This is a genomic window from Pseudoxanthomonas sp. PXM01 (genome assembly GCF_014851815.1).
Classification (GTDB): domain Bacteria; phylum Pseudomonadota; class Gammaproteobacteria; order Xanthomonadales; family Xanthomonadaceae; genus Pseudoxanthomonas_A.
The window spans coordinates 757,736-780,447 of record NZ_JACVAJ010000002.1 but is presented as its reverse complement, the minus strand read 5'-3'; the positions used below and the strand labels follow the sequence as shown (position 1 = coordinate 780,447).

At 65.3% G+C, this 22,712-nt stretch carries 18 protein-coding genes; 13 read left to right on the top strand and 5 right to left on the bottom strand.

The genetic code is table 11. The features are described 5' to 3' along the window. Window positions 1-77 precede the first annotated feature (77 nt). Together ftsZ and lpxC are read left to right on the top strand one after the other, a co-directional pair. A complete protein-coding gene (gene ftsZ, locus IB230_RS13035) occupies window positions 78-1,304 on the top strand; it encodes a cell division protein FtsZ (RefSeq protein ID WP_062357732.1) in 1,227 nt (408 codons plus the stop codon). A gap of 335 nt (window positions 1,305-1,639) precedes the next feature. Next, window positions 1,640-2,554, top strand: coding sequence for a UDP-3-O-acyl-N-acetylglucosamine deacetylase (gene lpxC / locus IB230_RS13030; RefSeq protein WP_192272848.1), 915 nt, complete (start codon window positions 1,640-1,642; stop codon window positions 2,552-2,554). A 201-nt stretch (window positions 2,555-2,755) separates the two neighbouring features. Here the strand turns inward: lpxC and IB230_RS13025 are convergent, their stop codons facing one another. Then, entirely contained in the window at window positions 2,756-3,223 is a 468-nt protein-coding gene (locus IB230_RS13025; protein ID WP_192272846.1) for a DUF721 domain-containing protein, read from the bottom strand. A gap of 8 nt (window positions 3,224-3,231) precedes the next feature. Between IB230_RS13025 and IB230_RS13020 the strand changes: the two genes are divergently transcribed. From IB230_RS13020 to IB230_RS13010, 3 genes are all read left to right on the top strand, one after another. Then, entirely contained in the window at window positions 3,232-4,182 is a 951-nt protein-coding gene (locus IB230_RS13020; RefSeq protein WP_192272844.1) for a M23 family metallopeptidase, read from the top strand. Between the two features lie 170 nt (window positions 4,183-4,352). Continuing rightward, on the top strand, window positions 4,353-7,106 hold the full coding sequence (secA, locus tag IB230_RS13015; protein WP_192272842.1) for a preprotein translocase subunit SecA: 2,754 nt from the start codon (window positions 4,353-4,355) through the stop codon (window positions 7,104-7,106). A gap of 112 nt (window positions 7,107-7,218) precedes the next feature. Next, on the top strand, window positions 7,219-8,166 hold the full coding sequence (locus tag IB230_RS13010) for a Nudix family hydrolase (RefSeq protein WP_192272831.1): 948 nt from the start codon (window positions 7,219-7,221) through the stop codon (window positions 8,164-8,166). Here the strand turns inward: IB230_RS13010 and coaE are convergent. The 4 genes from coaE to pilB form a co-directional block, all read right to left on the bottom strand. Continuing rightward, on the bottom strand, window positions 8,163-8,786 hold the full coding sequence (gene coaE, locus IB230_RS13005) for a dephospho-CoA kinase (RefSeq protein WP_192272829.1): 624 nt from the start codon (window positions 8,784-8,786) through the stop codon (window positions 8,163-8,165). The two genes, IB230_RS13010 and coaE, sit on opposite strands and share 4 nt — an antisense overlap. A gap of 46 nt (window positions 8,787-8,832) precedes the next feature. Next, on the bottom strand, window positions 8,833-9,699 hold the full coding sequence (locus IB230_RS13000) for an A24 family peptidase (protein ID WP_192272827.1): 867 nt from the start codon (window positions 9,697-9,699) through the stop codon (window positions 8,833-8,835). A gap of 3 nt (window positions 9,700-9,702) precedes the next feature. Next, window positions 9,703-10,968: a type II secretion system F family protein gene (locus IB230_RS12995; protein WP_192272826.1), complete on the bottom strand. Its 1,266-nt coding sequence runs from the start codon at window positions 10,966-10,968 to the stop codon at window positions 9,703-9,705. 178 nt (window positions 10,969-11,146) lie between these two features. Further along, entirely contained in the window at window positions 11,147-12,880 is a 1,734-nt protein-coding gene (pilB, locus tag IB230_RS12990; protein ID WP_192272824.1) for a type IV-A pilus assembly ATPase PilB, read from the bottom strand. Window positions 12,881-13,261: 381 nt separating this feature from the next. Between pilB and IB230_RS12985 the strand changes: the two genes are divergently transcribed. The 8 genes from IB230_RS12985 to IB230_RS12950 all read left to right on the top strand — a co-directional run bounded on the left by IB230_RS12985 (window position 13,262) and on the right by IB230_RS12950 (window position 22,710). Next, complete coding sequence (locus IB230_RS12985; RefSeq protein ID WP_192272822.1) at window positions 13,262-14,113, top strand: glycosyltransferase family 2 protein; 852 nt, start codon at window positions 13,262-13,264, stop codon at window positions 14,111-14,113. Window positions 14,114-14,138: 25 nt separating this feature from the next. Further along, window positions 14,139-15,323 (top strand): glycosyltransferase, encoded by a 1,185-nt coding sequence (locus tag IB230_RS12980; protein ID WP_343227316.1) that lies wholly within the window; start codon window positions 14,139-14,141, stop codon window positions 15,321-15,323. Window positions 15,324-15,345: 22 nt separating this feature from the next. Further along, the gene (locus IB230_RS12975; RefSeq protein WP_192272818.1) at window positions 15,346-16,590 is read left to right on the top strand and encodes a hypothetical protein; all 1,245 of its coding nucleotides are present in this window, start codon (window positions 15,346-15,348) and stop codon (window positions 16,588-16,590) included. A gap of 78 nt (window positions 16,591-16,668) precedes the next feature. Continuing rightward, window positions 16,669-17,391, top strand: coding sequence for a TylF/MycF/NovP-related O-methyltransferase (locus IB230_RS12970; protein ID WP_192272816.1), 723 nt, complete (start codon window positions 16,669-16,671; stop codon window positions 17,389-17,391). A 152-nt stretch (window positions 17,392-17,543) separates the two neighbouring features. Beyond that, on the top strand, window positions 17,544-18,536 hold the full coding sequence (locus IB230_RS12965) for a class I SAM-dependent methyltransferase (RefSeq protein ID WP_192272814.1): 993 nt from the start codon (window positions 17,544-17,546) through the stop codon (window positions 18,534-18,536). Between the two features lie 19 nt (window positions 18,537-18,555). After that, window positions 18,556-20,457 carry an asparagine synthase (glutamine-hydrolyzing) gene (asnB, locus tag IB230_RS12960; protein WP_225589508.1) on the top strand — a complete coding sequence of 634 codons (1,902 nt, stop codon included), beginning with the start codon at window positions 18,556-18,558 and terminating at the stop codon, window positions 20,455-20,457. After that, on the top strand, window positions 20,450-21,598 hold the full coding sequence (locus IB230_RS12955; RefSeq protein ID WP_192272810.1) for a glycosyltransferase family 4 protein: 1,149 nt from the start codon (window positions 20,450-20,452) through the stop codon (window positions 21,596-21,598). Before asnB ends, IB230_RS12955 begins: the two co-directional genes overlap by 8 nt. Beyond that, complete coding sequence (locus tag IB230_RS12950) at window positions 21,598-22,710, top strand: glycosyltransferase (RefSeq protein ID WP_192272808.1); 1,113 nt, start codon at window positions 21,598-21,600, stop codon at window positions 22,708-22,710. Before IB230_RS12955 ends, IB230_RS12950 begins: the two co-directional genes overlap by 1 nt. The last annotated feature ends 2 nt before the right edge of the window (window positions 22,711-22,712 follow it).

Sequence of the window (22,712 nt, the reverse complement as noted above, 5' to 3'; positions counted from 1 at the left end):
CATCCTCCGCGAAGTTGAAGGCGTCACGACGTTCGTTCCACCCAGCAGCACATAACTAAATAAACGAGGACAAGGACATGGCACATTTCGAACTGGTTGAAAAGATGGCCCCGAATGCGGTGATCAAGGTCGTGGGCGTGGGCGGCGGCGGCGGCAACGCCGTGGCGCACATGGTCAACGGCAGCGTGGACGGCGTGGAGTTCATCACCGCCAACACCGATTCGCAGGCGATCAAGAACTGCGGCGCCAAGCTGCAGCTGCAGTTGGGCAGCAACGTCACCAAGGGCCTGGGCGCGGGCGCGAATCCGGAAGTCGGCCGCCAGGCCGCGCTGGAAGACCGCGAGCGCATCATCGACGCCCTCGACGGCGCCGACATGGTGTTCATCACCGCCGGCATGGGTGGCGGCACCGGCACCGGCGCCGCGCCGGTCGTGGCGCAGCTGGCCAAGGAGATGGGCATCCTGACCGTCGCCGTGGTCACCAAGCCGTTCCCCTTCGAAGGCCGCCGCCGCATGCAGGTCGCGCTGAAGGGCATCGAGGAGCTGAGCCACCACTGCGACTCGCTGATCACCATCCCGAACGAAAAGCTGATCACCGTGCTCGGCCGCAACGCCACGATGATCCAGGCCTTCCGCGCCGCCAACGACGTGCTGCTCGGCGCCGTGCAGGGCATCGCCGACCTGATCGTCCGCCCGGGCCTGATCAACGTCGACTTCGCCGACGTCCGCACCGTGATGAGCGAGATGGGCCTGGCCATGATGGGTACCGGCTCGGCACGCGGCGACGACCGCGCGCAGGCCGCCGCCGAGGCCGCGATCCAGAACCCGCTGCTGGACGACGTCAATCTCAACGGCGCCAACGGCATCCTGGTCAACATCACCGCCGGCCCGGACTTCACCATGGCCGAGTTCGACGAAGTGGGTCGCACCATCGAAGGTTTCGCCTCGGAAGACGCGACCGTGGTCGTCGGCACCGTGCTGGATCCGGACATGCAGGACGAAGTGCGCGTGACCGTGGTGGCCACCGGCCTGAACCGCAATGCCGCCCGCCAGCCGGTCGGCCGTGGCGGCGACCTGCGCGAGCCGATGCGCGCGCCGATCAAGCTGGTCCGCGACGCCACCACCGGCATGCCGATCGACGACGGCTTCTCGATGGATCCGATCAGCGCCGCGACCAGTGGCCTGGGCCTGCGCCGTGGTTCGGCCTCGCCCGCGCCGTCGGCACCGGCGTCCGCGCCGGTCTCGGCGGAACTGCCGTCCGACTACCTGGACATCCCGGCGTTCCTGCGCCGCCAGGCCGACTGATGTGACGTACCCCTTCCTCCGCTCGCGGGGGAAGGAGGGGATGGGTGTCGAGCAACGCTGGCTGACGTCGACAAAGCAACGACAGCGCGAGGTCAGTCTTCGAGGCGCGCCCACCCCCACCCTCTCCCATCAACCGGGGAGGGCGCAGATGATGTGCCGTTCCATCGCCATGTCCCTTCGCTGCCGGACCTTCGCCGGTCCGGCAGCCCTTTCCCGACGGCCCTGGCAGGCCGTTGTTGCAGGGGTGGGACAGACCGGTTCTTCCGTTAAGATTCAGTGGTCTGCGTGATATTCTCGCTGCCCGCTCAGGTCCCCCCCACCTGCGATTCCTATCGATGGCCCAGCAACGCACCCTCAAGAACGTGATCCGCGCGACGGGCGTGGGGCTGCACAGTGGCGAAAAGGTCTACATGACCTTGCGTCCGGCCCCCGTGGATACCGGCATCGTGTTCCGGCGCATCGATCTGGCACCGGTGGTGGAGATTCCCGCGAGTGCGGAGCTGGTCACCGAGACCACGCTGTGCACCGGCCTGACCTGCGAAGGCGCCAAGGTGCAGACCGTCGAGCACCTGATGTCGGCCATGGCCGGCCTCGGCGTCGACAATGCCTATGTGGAACTGTCCTCGGCCGAGCTGCCGATCATGGACGGCTCCGCCGGTCCGTTCGTGTTCCTGATCCAGTCCGCCGGCATCGCCGAGCAGGACGCCCCGAAGCGCTTCATCCGCATCATCCGCCCGGTGGAAGTCACCGAGGGCGACAAGGTGGCGCGCTTCGAGCCCTACGACGGCTTCAAGCTGGGCTTCACCGTCAAGTTCGACCACCCGATGATCCCGGCCTCGCAGTCGCGGGCGGAAGTGGACTTCTCCACCGGCGCCTACATCAAGGAAGTCGCGCGCGCGCGTACGTTCGGTTTCATGCGCGACCTGGAGTACATGCGCGAGCGCAACCTCGGCCTCGGTGGCTCGATGGACAACGCGATCGTGCTGGACGAGTTCCGTGTCCTCAACGAGGACGGCCTGCGCTACGCGGACGAATTCGTCCGCCACAAGATCCTCGACGCCATCGGCGACCTGTACCTCGCCGGCAAGCCCATCCTGGGCGCCTATGAGGGCTTCAAGTCGGGCCATGCACTGAACAACAAGCTGGTCCGTGCCCTGCTGGCCGAGACCTCGGCCTGGGAAGAAGTGACCTTCGAAGAGGGCGCCAGGTCGTCCCCGGTCACTTACGCGACGCCTGCCCTGGCCATCTGAGACCGCCGTCCCGTCGGGACGGTGACCTTCCTGTCGACCGGTTTCCCATCCCCGTCACGCGCTGGCATGGGAATGGTTACGCTTGTGCGAAAGTGTGACCCGAGTCGGATTCCGGTCCGAATCCTAACGACTTGTTAACTTCTGACTAACGCCCCGACCGGCGGTGGCCGGTACCATGCCCCGTCCTTCGTGATGGCCGGGTCAATTTTTCCGCCGCCCACGATGACCGCCCCGCGGGGTGGAGGCGCCGGCGGAGTCTGGCGCCGACAGGAGGTCGAGGGCCGCTTGCAGCCCTCTGCGGGAAGCCTCCGATACGGGTACGACCGGGTCCTGCGCAGGCTTCATCAGCGGCGCGAGGCTCGTCTTGGCGGTGACTTCGGTGACCGCCAGTCCGATGGATTGGGCCACGTTGATCAATTCGGGTGCCGCCAGGCGAAGCCGGGCGTTCCACACGGGGGAGTCGACGATAAAAACGAGCCGCTTGCCTGCCACGTTCGCCAATCGGCAATGCGGCGCCAGGGCGGGCGGAAGGCAGGGGCGAAGCTGCTGTTCCAAGGCGTCGAGCCATAGGGCGCGACGCACCGGGTCGGTGGCGGCATCCGTCAGGGCAGCCTGCAAGGCAGGTTGCGCGATGCCGGTACGGCGCGGCTTGGACTTCGAATCAGACATCGGTATCTATGAGCTTTAAGACCATCGTAAACAATTCGCGTACCTGGTGGGCCCATGCGTCCGCCCATGGTGCTTACCGCATCCGCCTCGCGTTCCACGCACGTCCGCTGGCCAGTGCCGCGGTGCTGGTCGCGGCCGGCCTGCTGGTCGGCGCGGCGGGCCGCAGCGCCGCCGGCATGGGCCAGGTGTCGCTGCTGCAGGCCAAGGCCGAGCAGCGCAATGCGGAACTGGAGCAGGTGCGCCGTGGCGCCCAGCAGGAAATCAACGCGATGGCCGCGCGCCTGGGCGAGCTGCAGGCGCAGGCCAACCGCCTGAATGCCCTGGGTGAGCGCCTGACCCGCGTAGGCCAGCTGCAGGACGGCGAGTTCGACTTCAACGAGCCGGTCGGCGTCGGCGGCAACGACGTGTCCTTCGACATGAAGCCCGCCGATCTGAAGGACGGCGTGGACAACCTGGAGCGGCAGTTCGCCGCCTCCGGTCGCCAGCTGTCGGTGCTGGAAGCGTTGCTGTTCAACCGCGAACTGGACAAGAACGCGACCCCGGGCCGCATGCCGATCGCCAACAGCTACATCACCTCCGGTTTCGGCGGTCGCGCCGACCCGTTCGGCGGCGGCGGCCAGAACCACAAGGGCATCGACTTCAAGGCGCGCGTCGGCGATCCCGTCCTGTCGGTGGCCGACGGCGTGGTGAGCTTCGCCGGCGTGAAGGGCGGCTACGGCAACGTCATCGACGTCGACCATGGCAACGGCTACGTCACCCGCTATGCGCACAACTCGCGCCTCAGCGTGCGGGCCGGCGACCTGGTGCGCGTGGGTCAGGAAGTGGCCAAGGCCGGCTCGACCGGACGCTCGACCGGCGCGCACGTGCACTTCGAAGTGTGGGAAAACGGGCGCGTGGTCAATCCGCGCAAGTTCCTGGGCGAAGGCCCGACGCCGGTGGGCCAGGTCAAGCGCGGCTGATCGCGCGGAACCAACCGGGAGCGGGGCGGTCTGACGGCCCGCCTTGATTCCTCGGGCGGCGCCCCAAGCTACAATATGGTGTTGCCAGACAGGGCGCCTTGCGCCCTGTTTCGTTTTGGGGGCGTACACGCTGCGCCACCCCGGCGTTCCCTTCCTTTCCGGTTCCCTACATGATCAACAACCTGCTCACCCGTGTCTTCGGCAGCCGCAACGAGCGCCTGCTCAAGCAGCTGCACCGCTCCGTCGACAAGATCAACGCGCTGGAAGCGGAGCTGCAGAAGCTCACCGACGAGCAGCTGAAGGCAAAGACGCCGGAGTTCCAGCAGCGCATCGCCGGCGGAGAAGCGCTCGACAAGATCCTGCCCGAAGCCTTCGCGGTCTGCCGCGAGGCCAGCCGCCGCGTGCTGGGCATGCGCCACTACGACGTGCAGCTGATCGGCGGCATGGTGCTGCACCTGGGCAAGATCGCCGAAATGCGTACCGGCGAGGGCAAGACGCTGGTCGCCACCCTGCCGACCTACCTCAATGCGCTGGAAGGCAAGGGCGTGCACGTCGTCACCGTGAACGACTACCTGGCCCGCCGCGACTCGGCCTGGATGGGTCGCCTGTACAACTGGCTGGGCCTGACGGTCGGCGTGGTGTACCCGGGCATGCCGCATGGCGACAAGAGCGCTGCCTACGCGGCCGACATCACCTACGGCACCAACAACGAATTCGGCTTCGACTACCTGCGCGACAACATGGCGATGTCGCGCGCCGACCGCTTCCAGCGTGGCCTGCACTACGCCATCGTCGACGAAGTCGACTCCATCCTGATCGACGAAGCGCGTACCCCGCTGATCATCTCCGGCCCGGCCGACGAGTCGCCCGAGCTGTACATCCGCGTCAACCGCATCGTGCCCCAGCTGATCAAGCAGGAGAGCGAGGAAGGCGAGGGCGATTACTGGGTCGACGAGAAGGGCAAGCAGGTGCACCTGTCCGAAGCGGGCATGGAGCACGCCGAGGAGCTGCTGCTGCAGGCCGGCATCATCAGCGAAGAAGAACCGCTGTACGGCGCCAACAACCTGTCGGTCGTGCACCACCTCAACGCCGCGCTGCGCGCGCACGCCATCTACCAGCGCGATGTCGACTACATCGTGCGCGACGGCGAAGTGGTCATCGTCGACGAGTTCACCGGCCGCACGCTGACGGGCCGCCGCTGGTCAGACGGCCTGCACCAGGCGGTCGAGGCGAAGGAAGGCGTGCCGGTCCAGCGCGAGAACCAGACGCTGGCCAGCGTGACGTTCCAGAACCTGTTCCGCATGTACAACAAGCTGTCCGGCATGACCGGTACGGCCGACACGGAAGCCTTCGAGTTCCAGAGCATCTACGGCCTGGAAGTCATCGTCATCCCGACCAACCGCCCGACCGTGCGCAAGGATTCGCCCGACCAGGTGTTCCTCAACCGCCAAGGCAAGTTCAAGGCGGTGCTGGCTGACATCCAGGAGTGCTACCAGCGTGGCCAGCCGGTGCTGGTCGGTACGACCTCGATCGAAACGTCGGAAATGCTGTCCGATTTCCTCAACAAGGCCGGCGTGCCGCACGAAGTGCTCAACGCCAAGCAGCACGAGCGCGAAGCGCACATCGTCGCGCAGGCCGGTCGTCCGGGTGCGATCACCATCGCCACCAACATGGCCGGCCGCGGTACCGACATCGTGCTGGGTGGTTCGCTGGAAGCCGAGTACGAAGCGCTGGGCGAAGAGGCCGATGACGCTGCGCGCGCCGCCATCAAGGCCGAGTGGCAGAAGCGCCACGACGAAGTGAAAGCCGCCGGCGGCCTGCACATCGTCGGCACCGAACGCCACGAATCGCGCCGCATCGACAACCAGCTGCGTGGCCGTTCCGGCCGTCAGGGCGATCCGGGTTCGTCCCGCTTCTACCTGTCGCTGGAAGACAACCTGATGCGCATCTTCGCCTCGGACTGGGTCCAGAAGGCGATGAAGCTGATCGGCATGAAGGAAGACGACGTCATCGAGGACAAGCTGGTCAGCCGGCAGATCGAGAAGGCGCAGCGCAAGGTGGAAGCGCACAACTTCGACATCCGCAAGAACCTGCTCGACTTCGATGACGTCAACAACGACCAGCGCAAGGTGATCTACGCCCAGCGCGACGAACTGCTCGACGCCGAATCGGTGAAGGACAACATCGACGGCATCCGCGGCGACGTGGTCGCCGAGACGGTCGCCCGCTTCGTGCCGCTGAATTCGGTGGACGAACAGTGGGACCTGCGCGGCCTGGAAAGCGAACTGGGCGAGGAGATGGGAGCAGAAATTCCCGTGACCCGCTGGCGCGAGGAGACCGACGACCTCGACGCAGAGACCATCGAGCGCCGCGTGCAGGAAGCCATGGATCAGCACTTCGCCGACAAGGAAGCCGTGGTCGGCGGCGAGACCATGCGCGCACTGGAAAAGCACATCATGCTGACCGTGCTCGACAAGAACTGGAAGGAGCACCTGGCGCGCATGGACTACCTGCGCCAGGGCATCCATCTGCGCGGCTATGCGCAGAAGCAGCCCAAGCAGGAGTACAAGAAGGAAGCCTTCGAACTGTTCTCCAGCATGCTGGAGCGGGTGAAGAGCGAAGTGGTCACCCTGCTGTCGCGCGTGCGCATCCGCAGCGAGGAAGAGGTCGCCGCACTGGAAGCGCGGGAGCGCGCCATGGCCGAGGCGCAGGCCCGGCAGATGCAGTTCCAGCACCAGGATGCCGGCGGCTACGGCGCCGACGAAGAGGCCGAACAGGCACAGCAGATCGCCGCCGCGCAGGGTGGTTACGTGCAGTCCGGCCCCGTGCCGGCGCACCGCGATGCGCCCAAGGTCGGCCGCAACGACCCGTGCCCCTGCGGCAGCGGCAAGAAGTTCAAGCACTGCCACGGCCAGCTGGCCTGAGGCTTCGCGGCATCGCCTGACGGAAAAGGCCGCGCACTGCGCGGCCTTTTCTTTGGACCTCGGCGGGCGGGGCTATTTGCGTCTACCCGCCGGTTCCCGGCAAGCTGCTTCCATGCTCACACCCCTGCGCTCCATCCATGTCATGGCTGCCGTCATCACCGACGCGCGCGGCCGCATCCTGCTGGCCCGGCGCACGGAGGGGCGCGACCTGGCCGGGCGCTGGGAGTTTCCCGGCGGCAAGCAGGAGCCGGGCGAAAGCCCCGAGGACGCGCTGGTGCGCGAGCTGCGCGAGGAGCTCGGCATCGAGGCGCGGGTGGGCGATCACGTCATCAGCGTCCCGCAACAGTACCCCGACAAGCGGCTGTGCCTGGAGGTGCGGCACCTGACGGGCTGGACCGGTACGCCGCGTGGGCATGAGGGCCAAGCGCTGGCGTGGGTCGCGCCCGACAAGCTGATGCGCTACGACATGCCGCCTGCCGACCGCCCCGTGGTGGCGGCGCTGCGGCAACCGGACCGTTATCTCGTCACGCCCGAACCGGAAGCGCTCGCCCCTTGGCTGGCCGCCCTGGAGCAGGCGCTCGCCGACGGCATCAGGCGCGTCCAGGTACGCGCGCGCAGCCTGGACGAGGGTGCATGGAAGGCGTTGGCGACGCAGGCCGTTGCGCGGTGCCGGGAGGCGGGCGTCGAGGTGCTGCTCAATGGCGATGTGGAGCTGGCGCGCGCGCTGCAGGTCGGCGTCCATCTGCGCGCTTCGCAGCTGCACGAGCGGTCGACGCGCCCGCTGCCGGAGGGTTTGCCGGTCGCGGCGTCCTGCCACGCGGCAGCGGACGTGCGTCAGGCGGAAGCGCTGGGTTGCGATTTCGCCGTCGTGGGCAGTGTCTATCCGACCCAGACCCATCCCGTCGGCGAACCGCTGGGGTGGCCCGGCTTCGCCGGTCTGCGCGAGGGCGTGTCGTTGCCGCTCTATGCCATCGGCGGCCTGGTTCCGACGGACATCCCGCAAGCGCGCCGGCACGGTGCACAGGGGATCGCCGCCATCCGGGGACTCTGGGAGCGTTAGGTCGTCGGCACGGGCGCGGCTAGCGCCAGGTAGCGCCGGTGCAGCGCATCGGCCGCGCGTTGCAGGTGGGCGATGTCGCCATCGTTGACGATGATGTCGTCGGCCAGCGCAAGCCGGTCCGCACGCGATGCCTGCGCGGCCATCATCCGCTCCGCCAGATCGGCGTCGATGCCGTCGCGCTGCATCAGTCGCGCCTTCTGCACGGCAGCGGGCGTGTCGACGACCAGGATGCGGTGCAGCCATGGATAGGCCGCACGGCCGCCGCCTTCGGTCAGGAGCGGGACCATCGCGATGGCGTAGGGACTGGTCGCGTTCCGGCAGATCTCCTGCAGGCGCACGCGAATGGCAGGGTGCAGGATCGCTTCAAGCGCACGCCGTTCCCCGTCGTTGCCGAACACCCGCTGGCGCAGGGCGGCGCGATCCAGCTGGCCATCCGCCAGCAGCACATCGCGTCCGAAACGTTCCACCACGGCGGCCAGCGCGGGCGTGCCCGGTTGCACCACCTCGCGGGCCAGCAGGTCGGCATCGGCCACGACGATGCCGTGCGCGGCGAAGGCCTTCTCCAGCGCGCTCTTTCCCGACGCGATGCCGCCGGTCAGTCCGATGAAGTAATCGCTCATGGGCGGAGTATGGAGCAGGGCATGCGGGCTCAGCCCCGAAGCGGACCTACTGCAGGCCCGCGAAGCGCAGATACGCGTCGACCATCTGGGCCGGGCCCCAGAAGAACACGATCAAACCCGCGATCGCGAGGTAGGGCCCGAACGGAATGGGGGTCGCGCGGTCACGGCCCTTGATGGCCAGCCAGGCTGAGCCCACCACGGCGCCCACCAGCGAGGAGATCAGGATGATCGGCAGCACGCCGCTCAGACCGACCCAGGCGCCCAGTGCCGCCAGCAGCTTGAAGTCGCCGCGGCCCATGCCTTCCTTGCCGGTGACCTGCTTGAAGATCCACCAGACAAGCCACAGCGAGACATAGCCCGCGATCGCGCCCAGCAGGGCGGGCTTGGCCGGCATGTAGAGGTTATCGAGGCTGCCGATCAGGCCCAGCCACATCAGCGGCAAAGTCAACTGGTCGGGCAACAGCCGCGTACGCAGGTCGATGCCGCTCAGCGCCACCAGGTAGCAGCTCAGCAGCGCCGCACCGAAGCCCTGCCAGCCGAAGCCGAACCGCCACACCGAGGCCACCGCCAGCAGGGCGGTCAGAAGCTCGACGAGGGGATACTGCGGCGAGATCGGTGCCTTGCAATGCCGGCACTTGCCGCGCAGCGCGAGCCAGCTGAACAGCGGGATGTTCTCGTACCAGGACAGCGCGGTCTTGCAGTGCGGACAGTGCGAGCGCTCGACCACGATGCCGGGCGGCGGCGGGTCGTAGAGCTCCGGTTCCTCCAGCACTTCGCGCGCGTCGCGCTTCCACTCCCACTCCAGCCGCCGTGGCAGCCGCAGGATGACCACGTTGAGGAAGCTGCCCACCAGCAGGCCGAGGCCTGCGACTACCGGGTATCCCAGTTCAGGGTGTTGATCGAGGAACGCCACGTATCAGCCGACCACCGTCGCCGCGATCTTGAAGATGGGCAGGTACATGCCGATGACCAGGCCGCCGACCAGCACGCCGATGATCACCATGATGAAGGGCTCGATCAGGCTCGACAGCGCGTCGACCGCGTTGTTGACCTCCTGCTCGAAGTACTCGGCCACCTTGAACAGCATGGTGTCCAGCGCGCCGGCTTCCTCGCCGATGGCGGTCATCTGCACCACCATGTGCGGGAACAGCTGGGTCTGCTTCATCGCCATGTTCAGCGGATAACCGACCGACACGTCGTCGCGCATGCGATGCACGGCCTTCTCGTACACAGTATTGCCGGTGGCGCCTGCCACGGTGTCCAGCGCCTCGACCAGCGGCACGCCGGCCTTGAAGGTCACCGCCGTCGTGCGCGCGAAACGCGCGACCGAGGAGTTGTGCATGATCTGGCCGATCACCGGTACCTTCAGGACCATCTTGTCGACGGCATGCTGGAAGGCGGGGGACCGCTTGAACATGAACAGTGTCAGGAAGATGGTACCCACCACCACGATCAGGATGAGCCACCACCAGCTGACCATGATACGGGACGCCCCCATGATCATCTGGGTGAAGGCGGGCAGTTCGGTGCCGAAGCTGGCGAAGGTCTTCTCGAACTCCGGGATGACGAACATCAGGATCACCGAGGTGACCAGGATGGCCACCGCGATCACCGCCGCCGGATAGAACAGCGCCTTCTTGATCTTGCCCTTGAGGGCTTCGATGTTTTCCTTGTAGTTGGCGACCGTTTCCAGCACGGTCTCCAGCACGCCGGCCGACTCGCCCGCACGGACGAGGTTGCGGTAGAGCTCGTCGAACTGCACCGGGAACTTGCTGATGGCTTCGTGCAGCGAGGAGCCGCCTTCGATGTCGAAGCGGATCTGCTCGACCATCTTCTTCATGCGGATGTTCTTCTGGCCGCTCTCGATGATCTCGAGCGACGACACGATCGGCACGCCGGACTTCATCATGGTCGCCATCTGGCGACTGAAGAACGCGATGTCCTTCGGCGTCACCGGCTTGCCGGCCGCGCCGAACAGCGGCTTGCCCTTGGGCTTGACGATGGTGGGCGTGATGCCCTGCTTGCGCAGCTCCGCACGCAGGAAGTTCGCGTTCTTGGAGTTCTGCTCGCCCTTCATCTTGACACCGCGCTTGTCGGTGCCTTCCCAGACGAACAGGCTCAGCGGGTTCTCGCGAACGGGCGCGGTTGCGGTCTTCTTCGCGGCGGAACGGGTCACGGCCATCGGTAGTCCCCTGTCCGGATTTCCCCACCCGGACTGTCAATGCCGCATGGTAGCCGGTAATCGGCCCAATGGAAGCGCCGCGCCTGTGACGGCGGCCGGGTTTCGGTGACATGAACAACCCGCAGCGGGCGAAAGCTGCCCGCGGCAGCGGTTCGCCCGGCGTTCGGGTCGTTCGCCCTCAGTCCTTGGTGACGCGATTGATCTCGGCCAGGCTGGTGACGCCGTTGCGCACCTTGAGCAGGGCCGACTTGCGCAGGTCGTTGATGCCGGCCTTCTGGGCGACCTCGGCGATCTGCAGGGCGTTGCCGCCTTCCAGCACGATTTCCTGGATCGCCTCGCTCATCGGCATCACCTGGTAGATGCCGGTACGGCCCTTGTAGCCGCTGGTGCACTCGTCGCAGCCGACGGCCTCGTAGATGGTGAATCCGGCCTGCACCTCGGCTTCACTGAAGCCCTCGGCCACGAGGGCGTGGGGCGGAATGTCCATCGGCCGCTTGCACTTGCTGCACAGGCGGCGGGCCAGGCGCTGGGCGATGACCAGCGTCACCGAACTGGTGATGTTGTAGGGTGCGATGCCCATGTTCATCAGGCGTGCGATGGTCTGGGGCGCATCGTTGGTATGCAGCGTGGACAGCACCATGTGGCCGGTCTGTGCCGCCTTGATGGCGATCTCGGCGGTTTCCAGGTCGCGGATTTCGCCGACCATGATGATGTCGGGATCCTGGCGCAGGAAGCTGCGCAGCGCGGCGGCGAAGGTCATGCCGCGACGGTTGTTCTGCTGCACCTGGTTCACGCCCGGCAGGCGGATTTCCACCGGGTCTTCCGCGGTGGAGATGTTGCGGGTCTCGTCGTTCAGGATGCCCAGCGCCGTGTACAGGCTGACCGTCTTGCCCGAGCCGGTCGGTCCGGTCACCAGCACCATGCCGTAGGGCTTGTGGATGGCCTCCTCGAACAGCTTCTGCTGGTCGGGCTCGTAGCCCAGCTTGTCGATGCCCAGTTTGGCCGCACTGCCGTCCAGGATACGCAGCACGATCTTCTCGCCGAACAGCGTCGGCAGCGAGCTGACGCGGAAGTCGATCTGCTTGGTCTTCGACAGGTTCAGCTTGATGCGGCCGTCCTGGGGGACGCGCTTTTCGGCGATGTCCAGCTGCGCCATCACCTTGATGCGCGCGGCGATGCGGTCCTTCAGCTTGGTCGGCGCCTTGGCCACCTGCTTGAGGATGCCGTCGATGCGCAGGCGGACGCGGTAGTCGGTTTCGTAGGGCTCGAAGTGGATGTCCGAGGCGCCGCGCTTGATCGCATCCACCAGCACCTTGTTGACGAACTTCACCACCGGCGTGTCGTCGCCCTTGGCGTCCACGGCATTGTCGCTGGCGCCGTCCTCGTCGCCGGCATCCACATCCAGGTTCTCCAGCCCGTCCTCATCGTCGCCGAAGCCGCCGCTGAGGCTGGCCGCGGCGCTCTGCCACTGGTCCAGCGTGCGCCGCAACTGGTCCTCGTCGACCAGGATCGGCTCGACGATCAGGTTGGTGTGGAACTTGATCTCGTCCAGCGCCGAGTGGCTGCGGGTGGGGTCGGCCACACCGACGAACAGCTTGCCGCCGCGCTTGAACAGCGGCAGCACCTGGTGCTTCTGCACCAGCTCCTCGCTGACCAGCTTGATCGCATTGTGGGCCGGGTCGAACGCGGAGGCGTCCAGCAGGGACATGCCGAATTCCATCGCGTTGGCGGCCGCCAGCTGGGGAGCGGTGACCAGGCGCTTCTCCGCGATCCACTGCGGCAACGGCATCTTGGCCTCGGTGGCGTTGGCCATCGCGGTGCGGGCGGCGGTCTCGTCCAGTGCGCCATCCTGCACCAGCCGACGGGCCAGGCCGGTGATACCTACGAGATTGGGGGCGGCGACTGCATTCATGGTGGAGGCTTCCCAAACGACAGAATCAACGATGACAAGGATATAGCGCCCGACTGCATCCCGGCGCGCCGGGTATCCCGACGATGGTCGGAGCCGTAACGGACACGGCGATGCAGCGACAGCCTACCGCAGCCATCCGGATGACGCGGTGATCAAGCCAAGCAAGGAATGCGCCAATCAACGTGCGACCGAAGCGCGCGGTCCCGGGGCGCAGCGGCAGAAACGTGATGGCGGACGCTTTCCGGGCGTGCTTCCCGGACGCTGACCGGAAGACGCTTCGCCCCCGCATCGATGCGCGCGCACCTCCTCGCGCGAAGGGGGCATGCGTCGGGATTCCCGCACTCCCTGCTTCCGGCTAAGCTTGCCGTAAAGGGGACGAACATGACCATTTCCGTCATTCTGCCTGCCAAGAACGAGGCAGAAGGGTTGCGCCGCACGTTGCCGGCACTGCTGGCGCAGGTGCCGGGCGCCGAGATCATCGTGGTCGACGATGGCTCGACCGACGACACCGCACAGGTCGCGGCGTCGCTGGGTGCGCGCGTCCTCTCCTCCCCGTACTCGATGGGCAACGGTGCCGCGATCAAGCGCGGTGCCCGCGCGGCCGCAGGCGACATCCTCGTCTTCATGGACGCGGACGGCCAGCACGACCCCGCCTGCATCCCGGCCCTGCTCGTGAAACTGGACGAGGGATACGACATGGTGGTGGGGGCGCGCGACTGGTCCGGCCAGGCCGGCGTGCATCGGGGTGCGGCGAATGCCTTCTACAACTGGCTCGCCAGCCGGATGACGGGATTCGAGGTCAAGGACCTGACCTCGGGGTTCCGCGTGGTCCGGGCGGGGCGGTTCCGCGAGTTCATCCACCTGTTGCCCAATGGCTTCAGTTATCCCACCACCAGCACCATGGCGTTCTTCCGCAGCGCCTACGCGGTGGCCTACATGCCCATCCCGGTGGCCAAGCGTGTCGGCAAGAGCCATATCCGTCCGCTCCGCGATGGTGTCCGCTTCCTGCTGATCATTTTCAAGATCGCCACCCTGTACTCGCCGCTCAAGCTGTTCGCACCGACGGCAGGCGTGTTCTTCCTGACGGCGCTCGCTTACTACGCTTTCACGTTCCTGACGCAGGGGCGCTTCACCAACATGAGCGTCCTGCTGTTCAGTGCGGCCGTCATCATTTTCCTGATCGGCCTGATCTCGGAGCAGATCACGTCGCTGACCTATCGGCGGGATGAGTAGGCATTCGCCGATGGCGGGAGGCGAGGTGCTGCCGACGCTGCTGGTGATGACGTCGACCTATCCGCGGTGGCGAGGCGACCCGGAGCCGGGATTCGTGCACGAACTGTCCAGGCGGCTCACGGACCGCTTCCAGGTCGTGGTGCTCGGACCGCACGCGCCCGGCGCGCTTCCCCGGGAAGTCCTCGATGGCGTCGAGGTCATCCGTTACCGCTATGCGCCTGAGGCGCTGGAAACGCTGGTCAATGATGGGGGCATTGTCGCCAACCTGCGCGGCAGCCCGTGGAAGCTGTTGCTGGTCCCCGGCTTTCTGCTCTCCATGGCGTGGAGCTTCTTTCGCCTGCTGAGGCGAAGGAAGATCGATGTGGTGCACGCGCACTGGTTGATCCCGCAGGGCTTCATCGCGGCGATGCTTACCTTGATCGGCGGACGAAAGCCGCCTTTTGTCGTGACGTCGCACGGCGCGGATCTGTTCGCAATGCGGTCCTGGCCACTACCCTCGATCAAGCGGTTTGTCGCGCGTCGCGCCGCCGGTACCACCGTTGTCAGCGAAGGCATGCGGGACGAAATGGGGGCGTTGGGCCTGGATGTGAAGGGTGTTGCGGTGGAGCCGATGGGCGTGGATCTGAAACAGCGCTATCGCCCGGATACGAGCGTCACCAGATCGCGGTCGCAACTCCTGTTCGTGGGTCGGCTAGTGGAAAAGAAGGGCTTGCGCCACTTGTTGGAAGCGATGCCTCTGATCAGGTCTGTCCGTCCGGACGTAACGTTGACGGTCGCCGGGTTCGGTCCCGAGCTGGATGCGAGGCGAGCGCAAGCGCAAGTGCTCGGTTTGACGGACATCGTGGAGTTCGTTGGGGCGGTGAGCCAGGACGAACTGCCCGCGCTGTATCGACGGGCGGCCCTGTTTGTCGCTCCCTTCGTCGCGGCCAAGTCGGGGGATCAGGACGGACTGGGGCTAGTGCTCATCGAGGCTCTTGGTTGCGGTTGTCCGGTCGTGGTGTCCCGTTTGCCCGCGACCCGTGCATTGACGGCGTTCTGCGCCGCGGTACATGGGGCCGAGCCAGGAGACGCTCTATCGTTGTCGGAGTCCGTTCTGCGGGCGCTCGAGGCGGACGAGTCGCCGAGGCTGCAGGATATTGCCGGATTCGATTGGGAGTCGCGTGCCGCTGCGTACGGCACGCTCCTGGAGCGTGCGATGGGGCACCCGTGAGCGCGACCTGCGGGCCAGACTTATGATCCAGACGCTGGCGAAGAGCGTCTCGGTCGTGCTCGTCTGGAATGCAGCGAGACTTGCGCTGCAATTGGCATGGGTACTGTTGCTCGCGCGCGCGCTCGGTCCGCAGGGATACGGTACGTTCTCGGGTCTGGCCGGTTTGGGATTGGCGCTCGGCGGCTTCGCGGCACTCGGGATGGGCCTGCGGCTCTACGAGAATGTCGCGCGCGACCACTCGGCACTTGCGCGCCACTGGGTGCTGGTTCGTTCTTGCCTGGCGTGGAGTGCTCCGTTGCTGCTGGCACTCTACCTCGCACTTGCCTTGTCCATGGGCGTTGATACGACAGTCCTTGTCGTCGTGTCGATCGGTATCGCCGAAGTCGTGCTGGCTCCACTCTGTGCGCAGGTTGCGTTCACGTATGCGTCCTTGGGGCGTATGGGCGAATCCGCGGCTGTACCTGTCGTGCTCTCTCTTGCCCGTGTCGTAGCAGCGGGAATCTATCTCTTCATTTGGCCTGCCGGCGACCTCAATGAGTACGTGGTGCTGCATGTTGTAGCGACGTTGCTTGCCATTTCATGGATCTGGCGTCGAGCGCACATGCAACTGGATCTTCCGCGGACGTCGCGAACGGCAGGCGCGGTGGAACTCAGGTCGGGGTTGGGTTTTGCCTCGATATGGGCGAGCGGGCTGGCGCTGACATCGCTGGACAAGACGGCGGTCATGTACGCCGGAGGCGGTGCGGTAGCCGGGGAGTACACGGCAGGCTACCGGCTGGCGTCGGTGGCGGCCTTGCCTGTGGAGGCGTTGACGACCACGATCATGCCGCGTTTGTTCAGGGCGGGAGGCGATCGGCCACTGTCGCCACACCACGTCCTGCTGCTGATTGCTGTTGTTCTGGCATATGGCGCTGTGGCCGGCTGGCTTGTCGGTCTGGCGATGGCGCTGATCACTCTCTTGCTGGGTGACGGCTTTGCCGGTCTGGTACCGCTTGCTGCGCTCGTCGCCTGGTGGGTTCCCGCGTACTGCCTGAGAATGCTGTTGGGCAATATGTTGCTTGGCTACGGACGTAAGCGCGTGCGCATAACCGTAGAGCTATCCGGCTTGGTGATGATGGTTGCGCTCATGGGCTGGTGGGTGCCTCATCTGGGTTTGGCAGGAGCATTGAAGGCTCTGCTGTGGGCGGAATGGTGGATGGCTTGTTTGAGTGTAGTGATGGTGGCGTGGGTTTCCACTGGCCATAAAGCAAGTTCGCCTGGTGTTTGAGGGTCGGGCTGGTACTGCCAGGTTGTAGAGAAGCGCATGGCCACACGGTTGATTGAATGACTTTTCTGGAGAAGGTTCATGAGGAGATTCTTGCGGGCTTTTCGGGAGTTCAACAGGAACCGCCAGTTTCTGGACCTTCCTGCATGGCATCGTGAAATCCTCGAGCGGGTTTCGCCGTTCACGATGGTGGGGGCTGAAAGTACGCTGTCTACGATTTCGGCCGTCGAGTACGTGGTCAAGCACTCGATTCCGGGCGCCATCGTTGAGTGTGGCGTGTGGCGAGGAGGGCAGATGATGGCCGCTGCGCTGACCCTGCTGAGACTTGGCGAGCAACGCGAGCTTGTACTGTTCGATACGTTTTCCGGAATGACAGAACCCGGAGCGGACGATCTGGACTTGCATGGCGAGAAAGCGGCTTCCGTTTTTCAGGAGTATTCAAAGAAGAAGGTTGGGCAGCGCTGGTGCGAAGCAGGAGTGGATGAGGTTCGTCGCAATATGGCTTCTACGGGCTATCCAATGGAGTCTTGCAGGTTTAGCCAAGGGGTCGTAGAGGAAACGATTCCCGCCGAAGCTCCAGAATGCATCGCTTACCTGCGACTGGATACCGACTGGTACGAGTCGACTCTGCACGAGTTCGAGCATCTCTATCCGAGGGTTTCAATGCGTGGCGTAGTGGTGGTCGACGACTACGGGCATTGGCAAGGCGCGAGGAAGGCCACGGACGAGTACCTCATGGCCAAGGGGATTCCGGCACTGCTGCATCGAATTGATTACACGGGCCGCCAGTTCATCAAGCCATAGTTCGGCGTAGAAGGGCGTTGAGTTGCCGCGTTGCACGTAGTCGGGATCGATTCTGTGCAATGTGGCGTAGATGGGAGCGACGCTTCCGTAGCGAGGCCCAGGGCGGGTCCGCGATAGGTTGACGTTGAGGTCTGACTGAGGCGATGTGATCCATGGATGCACAGCAAGAGAGTGAGTCGAAATCGGCCGGACACGGGCATCCTCTCGCCTGTCCGGTTTGCTCCGCAGCGGCTTATGCTTTCGATCACCCGCTCTCGGGGCGCTCGCTCAGGGCCATGGCGAATGCACTAGGCATCGAATATCTGCCTTCAACGGCCCTGGTGCAGAGTATTGCAAAGTGTGAAGGATGCGGCCTGGAGTTCGCCAACCCCATGCGGAATCCTGGCGAAGAGTTCTACGTGTGGTTGACGACCGCAAAGTTTCCGTACCCGAAACATCGTTGGGAGTGGGATGAGGCTGCAAGGATTCTGGAAGAAACATCTTCCGGTCGGAGCGCCGTGGTGCTCGATGCCGGAAGTGGCGAGGGTCGATTCCTCGAAGCAATATCAACGATCCCCGGCGTCATCGCGCACGGCATAGACCAGAATCCTGATGTCGTGGCGGCCTCGGTAGCGCGTGGCCTGAATGTGCGGCATGGTGACCTCTCGTCGTTTGGCTTGGATGGAGTCAGCCTCGACGCCGTGACCTTCTGGCATGTCGTCGAACATGTTGACGATCCCGTCGGGATGCTCGAGCGTGCTCGTGACTGCCTTAGCGAGCGCGGGCTTATCATGTTCTCAGTGCCCATCACTCCGATGAGTTACGAGCACGCCTGGCCCGATCCATTCAATATGCCGCCCCATCACCTGACGAGATGGTCGGTGAAGTCGCTTCAGGCACTGGCACATCGGCTGGATATGCATGTGAGTATGGTTTTTCCGGACGCATCATCGGTTTTCGCGCGAACGCTCAGGAGTCTGGTGTTGCAGACCAGCCCGTCCTCGGCTTCGTGGAGTCCCGCTGCGAAAGCGGTGAGCCTGCTGCGCCATCTTTTGGCTAACCCGAGCCGGCTTGTTTCTGAAGTTCGTCGACAGGCACGGCGCGAAAAGCACAACGGGAAGACACTTCCGGACGTGGTGCTTGTAGTACTTAGGAAGCGCAGCTGATGGTTCGGGGCTCATTGCCATGTGTGGCTTGACTGGCTTTCTGGGAGGAAGCGCATCGACGAGGCGAGGGTTCCTCGGCTCAGCAGCGACGGCCCTGCGCCACCGTGGTCCCGATAGCGAGGGAATATGGAATCCAGATGGCCCCGTGGGATTCGCTCACCGCAGGCTTGCCATCGTCGATCTCAGCCCTGCCGGGGCACAACCGATGGCGTCCGCGGACGAGCGATGGGTCATCGCCTTCAATGGCGAGATATACAACCACCGTGATCTCAGGGCACAGCTTGATGCCGGGCATTCGATTCCCTGGCGAGGGCACTCGGATACCGAGGTTCTGCTGGAATGCATCGCCCGCCATGGCGTGGTTGAGACGCTGGCGAGGTGCAATGGCATGTTTGCGATTGCGGTCTGGGATCGCGAGAAGCAGGAGCTGTGGCTGGCGCGGGATGCCACTGGCGAGAAGCCCCTCTACGTGGGCTGGATCGGTGGCGGCATCGCGTTTGCGTCCGAGTTGTCCGCGCTCCGTACGCACCCTGACTGGCGTGGGGGCGTCGATCATGACGCGCTGTCGTGGATGCTGGCGTTCGGCTATGTGCCTGCGCCGCTGAGCATCCATCCCGGTGTCTTCAAGCTGCCTGCGGGCGGCTGCCTCGTGCTGCGTCCCGGCGACGAAGCGCGCGTGCCCTCCTGCGAGGAATTCGCCGCCCGGCTCACGCCGTGGCATCGCCTCGAGGAACAACTGCCTGCGGACGGCGCGCGCGAGCAGGGCCTGAGCGACAACGAATGGCTCGACCGGCTTGATGCCCTGCTCGACGACGCGGTCCGCCTTCGCATGCAGGCGGATGTTCCGGTCGCTGCACTGCTCTCCGGAGGCATCGATTCGACGCTCGTCGTGTCGAGCATGGTGCGTCATGCGCCGGGGCAGGTCAGGACCTTCACCGTGGCGTTCGATGAGCCCGGCGTGGACGAATCGGCGCACGCCGCCGCCGTGGCACGCCAACTCGGCACGCTGCATGAGGAGATCCGATGCCCCGCCGGCGCCGCATTGGCATTGGTTGATCGGTTGCCGGACATCTACGACGAACCTTTCGCGGACCCCGCACAGATCCCTGCGGTGCTCGTCTCCGAGGCGGTTCGTCGAAAGGCGCCTGTCGCACTGACGGGCGATGGGGGAGATGAACTGTTCGAAGGCTATCAGCGGCATCTCGACGCGAAAGCATGGTGGAGCGCTGCAGGTAGCTTGGGCTCCCGAGGTAGGCAAGGTGTAGGTGCCGGACTGCGTACGCTCTCAGACGTGCTCCCCATCGGGAGCACATCACGCGCCAGTGGCCGGCTCGGAGGACGCCTGGCGGCGCTGGATTTCGACGACTATTACCGCCGCGTACTGCAGTTTCCCGAGTCGATGGCGCAAGGTGCACCCGAGATGAGGGGACGGTGGCCGCATTGGCCTTCGCCGCCACGCACGCTGCACGCGTCCGGGGAGCGCATGCGATTTGTCGATCAGATACTCGGGTTGCCGGAAGGGATACATACGAAGGTGGACCGGGCCAGCATGTCGGTCGGACTCGAGATGCGCGTCCCCTTGCTCGATCCACGGATCCAGGCTCTGTCGTGGCAGTTGCCCCCGGGCAGCCACGCGGGACGTGGCGAAGGGAAGCGCTGGCTGCGGGCATTGCTCACCCGGCGAATCCCGGGTGAGGTCGCGCAACGCAGGAAGCAGGGCTTCGACGTGCCGATCGGAGACTGGTTGCGGGGTCCCCTCAAGCCGTGGGCAACGGAGCTGATGTCCAGCATGGGCGACGCGCTGCCGTCACGCGCTCACGTCGACGGCATTTGGAAGGCGCATCTGTCCGGAAGGCGGGACGCCGCCTATGCCCTGTGGGCAGCGCTGTCCTACCTCGCGTGGCTGCGGCGCCATGGTTGATTCGGTCATGCGGGTGCTGGTGCTCGCGAACCTGCCGCCCTGGGTCATGGGTGGCGCGGAGCATCAGACCGCGCGTCTCATCGAGCATTGGTGCCGCTTGGGTGCGCGCGTCGAAGTGGCGGGTTTCCGCATCCCCGATGGAAACGCCAAACTCGGGCAGGCGAGCGTCAGGACACACCGGATCGGCACGATGGACAACATGGGACGTGGCATCCGCGGTGCGACATATCTCGCGTCGTTGCTGGTGTTCGTCTGGCGGAATCGCGCGCGATTCGATGTCGTCTACTGTCGGGGAATGGGGGATGCAGCACTGGGCCTGTCGTTCGCCAAATGGATCCGCATGGTGCGTTGGCCGGTGATGGTGGTTCCCATCAACGCGAAGGGACAGGGAGATGCGAGTTTCCTGCTGTCGGTGCCGGGGTGGCCGCTTTGGCGGCGCCTGCTGGACCGCCAGGTGGATGCGATCAACCTCATCAATGAGGACATTGCCGGAGAACTGGATGCAATCGGCCTGAACCGCCCGCGGCGGAGCAGGATTCCCAATGGCATCGACGTCGGGCCCCTGATCCGGCGGAATGGAGCCGGTCGCCCGAAACGCCTGATGTGGACAGGCCGTTTCGTGCACCAGAAGGGTCTGGATCTGCTCATTGACGCATTGGCACGCATCGGGCATCTCGCGGATCGGTGCATCATCGATCTCTACGGCGACGGCCCTCTGCGACAATCGCTTGCCGAGCGCGTCGACGCCGCGGAGCTGGGGCATGTCGTGCGGTTTGCCGGCGTGTTGGACAAGGATGACGTGAGGGCGAAGCTGGCGATGGCGGACGGTTTCCTGCTCCCCTCGCGTTACGAGGGGATGTCCAATTCCGCGCTGGAGGCGATGGAGGCAGGGCTTCCCGTGCTGTGCACATCCTGCGGCGGCATTGATCTTGCCGTGCAGGAGGGAGCGGGGTGGGTGTGCGCCGCAGGAGACACCGCAAGCCTGGCGTCGACGCTGGAAGCGATGCTGTCGGCGACGGACGAGGAGTGGCGCGCACGTGGCGACACGGCGAGATCGATCGTCGAGCAGCGGTTCCGTATAGAGGACGTGGCGGCACGCAATCTTGAACGGCTGGAAGCGCTTGTGGAGGCGGAGGCGTGATGCGCGTCCTGGTGATCTGCAAACGCCAGTACACCGGAAAGGATCTGGTGAATGACCGGTTCGGGAGGCTGTACCAACTGCCTGCTGGCCTGTCGAAGCTGGGAGATGAAGTACGCATCTGCACGCTCAGCTACCGTCGACGAACCGGTGCGGATGCCGGCCGCTTCGACGATGCAGGGATGGAGTGGCGTTCCCGCAATGCGATACCTGTCGGTCTCATCCGGCACGATGCCTGGCTCGATGCCATGACATCGGACTGGACGCCGGATGTCGTCTGGGCGAGCTCGGACATGCTGCAGGCGGTGTTGGCGATGCGCTGGTCGAAGCGCAGAGGCATTCCGTGCGTGATCGACCTCTACGACAACTACGAAAGTTTCGGCTTGTCGCGAACCCCTGGCTTGACCACGGCGTTCCGGTCGGCCTGCAGGCAAGCGGCTGCGCTCACGACCGTCAGCGACACGCTGTCCGACTACGTGCGTACGCGCTATCACACGACTCGCCCCATCGATGTGGTCATCAATGGCATCCGCAAGGACCTGTTCCATGAGCGGGACAAGACCCATGCACGGGCGTCGCTGGGATTGCCCCAGGATGCGCGCATCATCGGGACGGCCGGCGCACTGACGGCGGACCGGGGCATCAGCGACCTGTTCGACGCCTTCGAACGGCTTGCCCAGGACGACGCCGGCCTGTGGCTGGTCCACGCGGGCCCTACCGACGGCAGCTTCGGCCGTCGGCGCCATCCGCGGATAGTGGATCTCGGGATGTTGCCCCAACAAGGCGTGCCGGAGTTGTTGGCCGCCCTGGACGTCGGCGTAGTCTGCAATCGCGACTCCGCATTCGGGCGCTACTGCTTTCCGCTGAAGTTGCACGAAATGCTGGCGATGCGGATACCCGTGGTTGCCGCAGCATTGGGTGATGTCGAAGCGCTTCTCGCATCCAGCCCGCAATCGCTCTACGCACCGGGCGATGTGCAGATGCTGGCCGAAAGGATCTCGGCACAGTTGTCGATACCGTCCATTCCCGACGTGGCATCACCCGAATGGCAGGACTGTGCAGCCATGTTGCGGCTCACCCTGGATCGCCATGCCAGACGCACGGGGCGATCCTGAGA

What these genes read in the sequence shown, in the direction of transcription:
- ftsZ (WP_062357732.1), top strand. Translation starts at nt 78, where the DNA reads ATGGCACATTTCGAACTGGTTGAAAAGATGGCCCCGAATGCGGTGATC.
- lpxC (WP_192272848.1), top strand. Translation starts at nt 1,640, where the DNA reads ATGGCCCAGCAACGCACCCTCAAGAACGTGATCCGCGCGACGGGCGTG.
- IB230_RS13025 (WP_192272846.1), bottom strand. Translation starts at nt 3,223, where the DNA reads ATGTCTGATTCGAAGTCCAAGCCGCGCCGTACCGGCATCGCGCAACCT.
- IB230_RS13020 (WP_192272844.1), top strand. Translation starts at nt 3,232, where the DNA reads ATGAGCTTTAAGACCATCGTAAACAATTCGCGTACCTGGTGGGCCCAT.
- secA (WP_192272842.1), top strand. Translation starts at nt 4,353, where the DNA reads ATGATCAACAACCTGCTCACCCGTGTCTTCGGCAGCCGCAACGAGCGC.
- IB230_RS13010 (WP_192272831.1), top strand. Translation starts at nt 7,219, where the DNA reads ATGCTCACACCCCTGCGCTCCATCCATGTCATGGCTGCCGTCATCACC.
- coaE (WP_192272829.1), bottom strand. Translation starts at nt 8,786, where the DNA reads ATGAGCGATTACTTCATCGGACTGACCGGCGGCATCGCGTCGGGAAAG.
- IB230_RS12995 (WP_192272826.1), bottom strand. Translation starts at nt 10,968, where the DNA reads ATGGCCGTGACCCGTTCCGCCGCGAAGAAGACCGCAACCGCGCCCGTT.
- pilB (WP_192272824.1), bottom strand. Translation starts at nt 12,880, where the DNA reads ATGAATGCAGTCGCCGCCCCCAATCTCGTAGGTATCACCGGCCTGGCC.
- IB230_RS12985 (WP_192272822.1), top strand. Translation starts at nt 13,262, where the DNA reads ATGACCATTTCCGTCATTCTGCCTGCCAAGAACGAGGCAGAAGGGTTG.
- IB230_RS12975 (WP_192272818.1), top strand. Translation starts at nt 15,346, where the DNA reads ATGATCCAGACGCTGGCGAAGAGCGTCTCGGTCGTGCTCGTCTGGAAT.
- IB230_RS12970 (WP_192272816.1), top strand. Translation starts at nt 16,669, where the DNA reads ATGAGGAGATTCTTGCGGGCTTTTCGGGAGTTCAACAGGAACCGCCAG.
- IB230_RS12965 (WP_192272814.1), top strand. Translation starts at nt 17,544, where the DNA reads ATGGATGCACAGCAAGAGAGTGAGTCGAAATCGGCCGGACACGGGCAT.
- asnB (WP_225589508.1), top strand. Translation starts at nt 18,556, where the DNA reads ATGTGTGGCTTGACTGGCTTTCTGGGAGGAAGCGCATCGACGAGGCGA.
- IB230_RS12955 (WP_192272810.1), top strand. Translation starts at nt 20,450, where the DNA reads ATGGTTGATTCGGTCATGCGGGTGCTGGTGCTCGCGAACCTGCCGCCC.
- IB230_RS12950 (WP_192272808.1), top strand. Translation starts at nt 21,598, where the DNA reads ATGCGCGTCCTGGTGATCTGCAAACGCCAGTACACCGGAAAGGATCTG.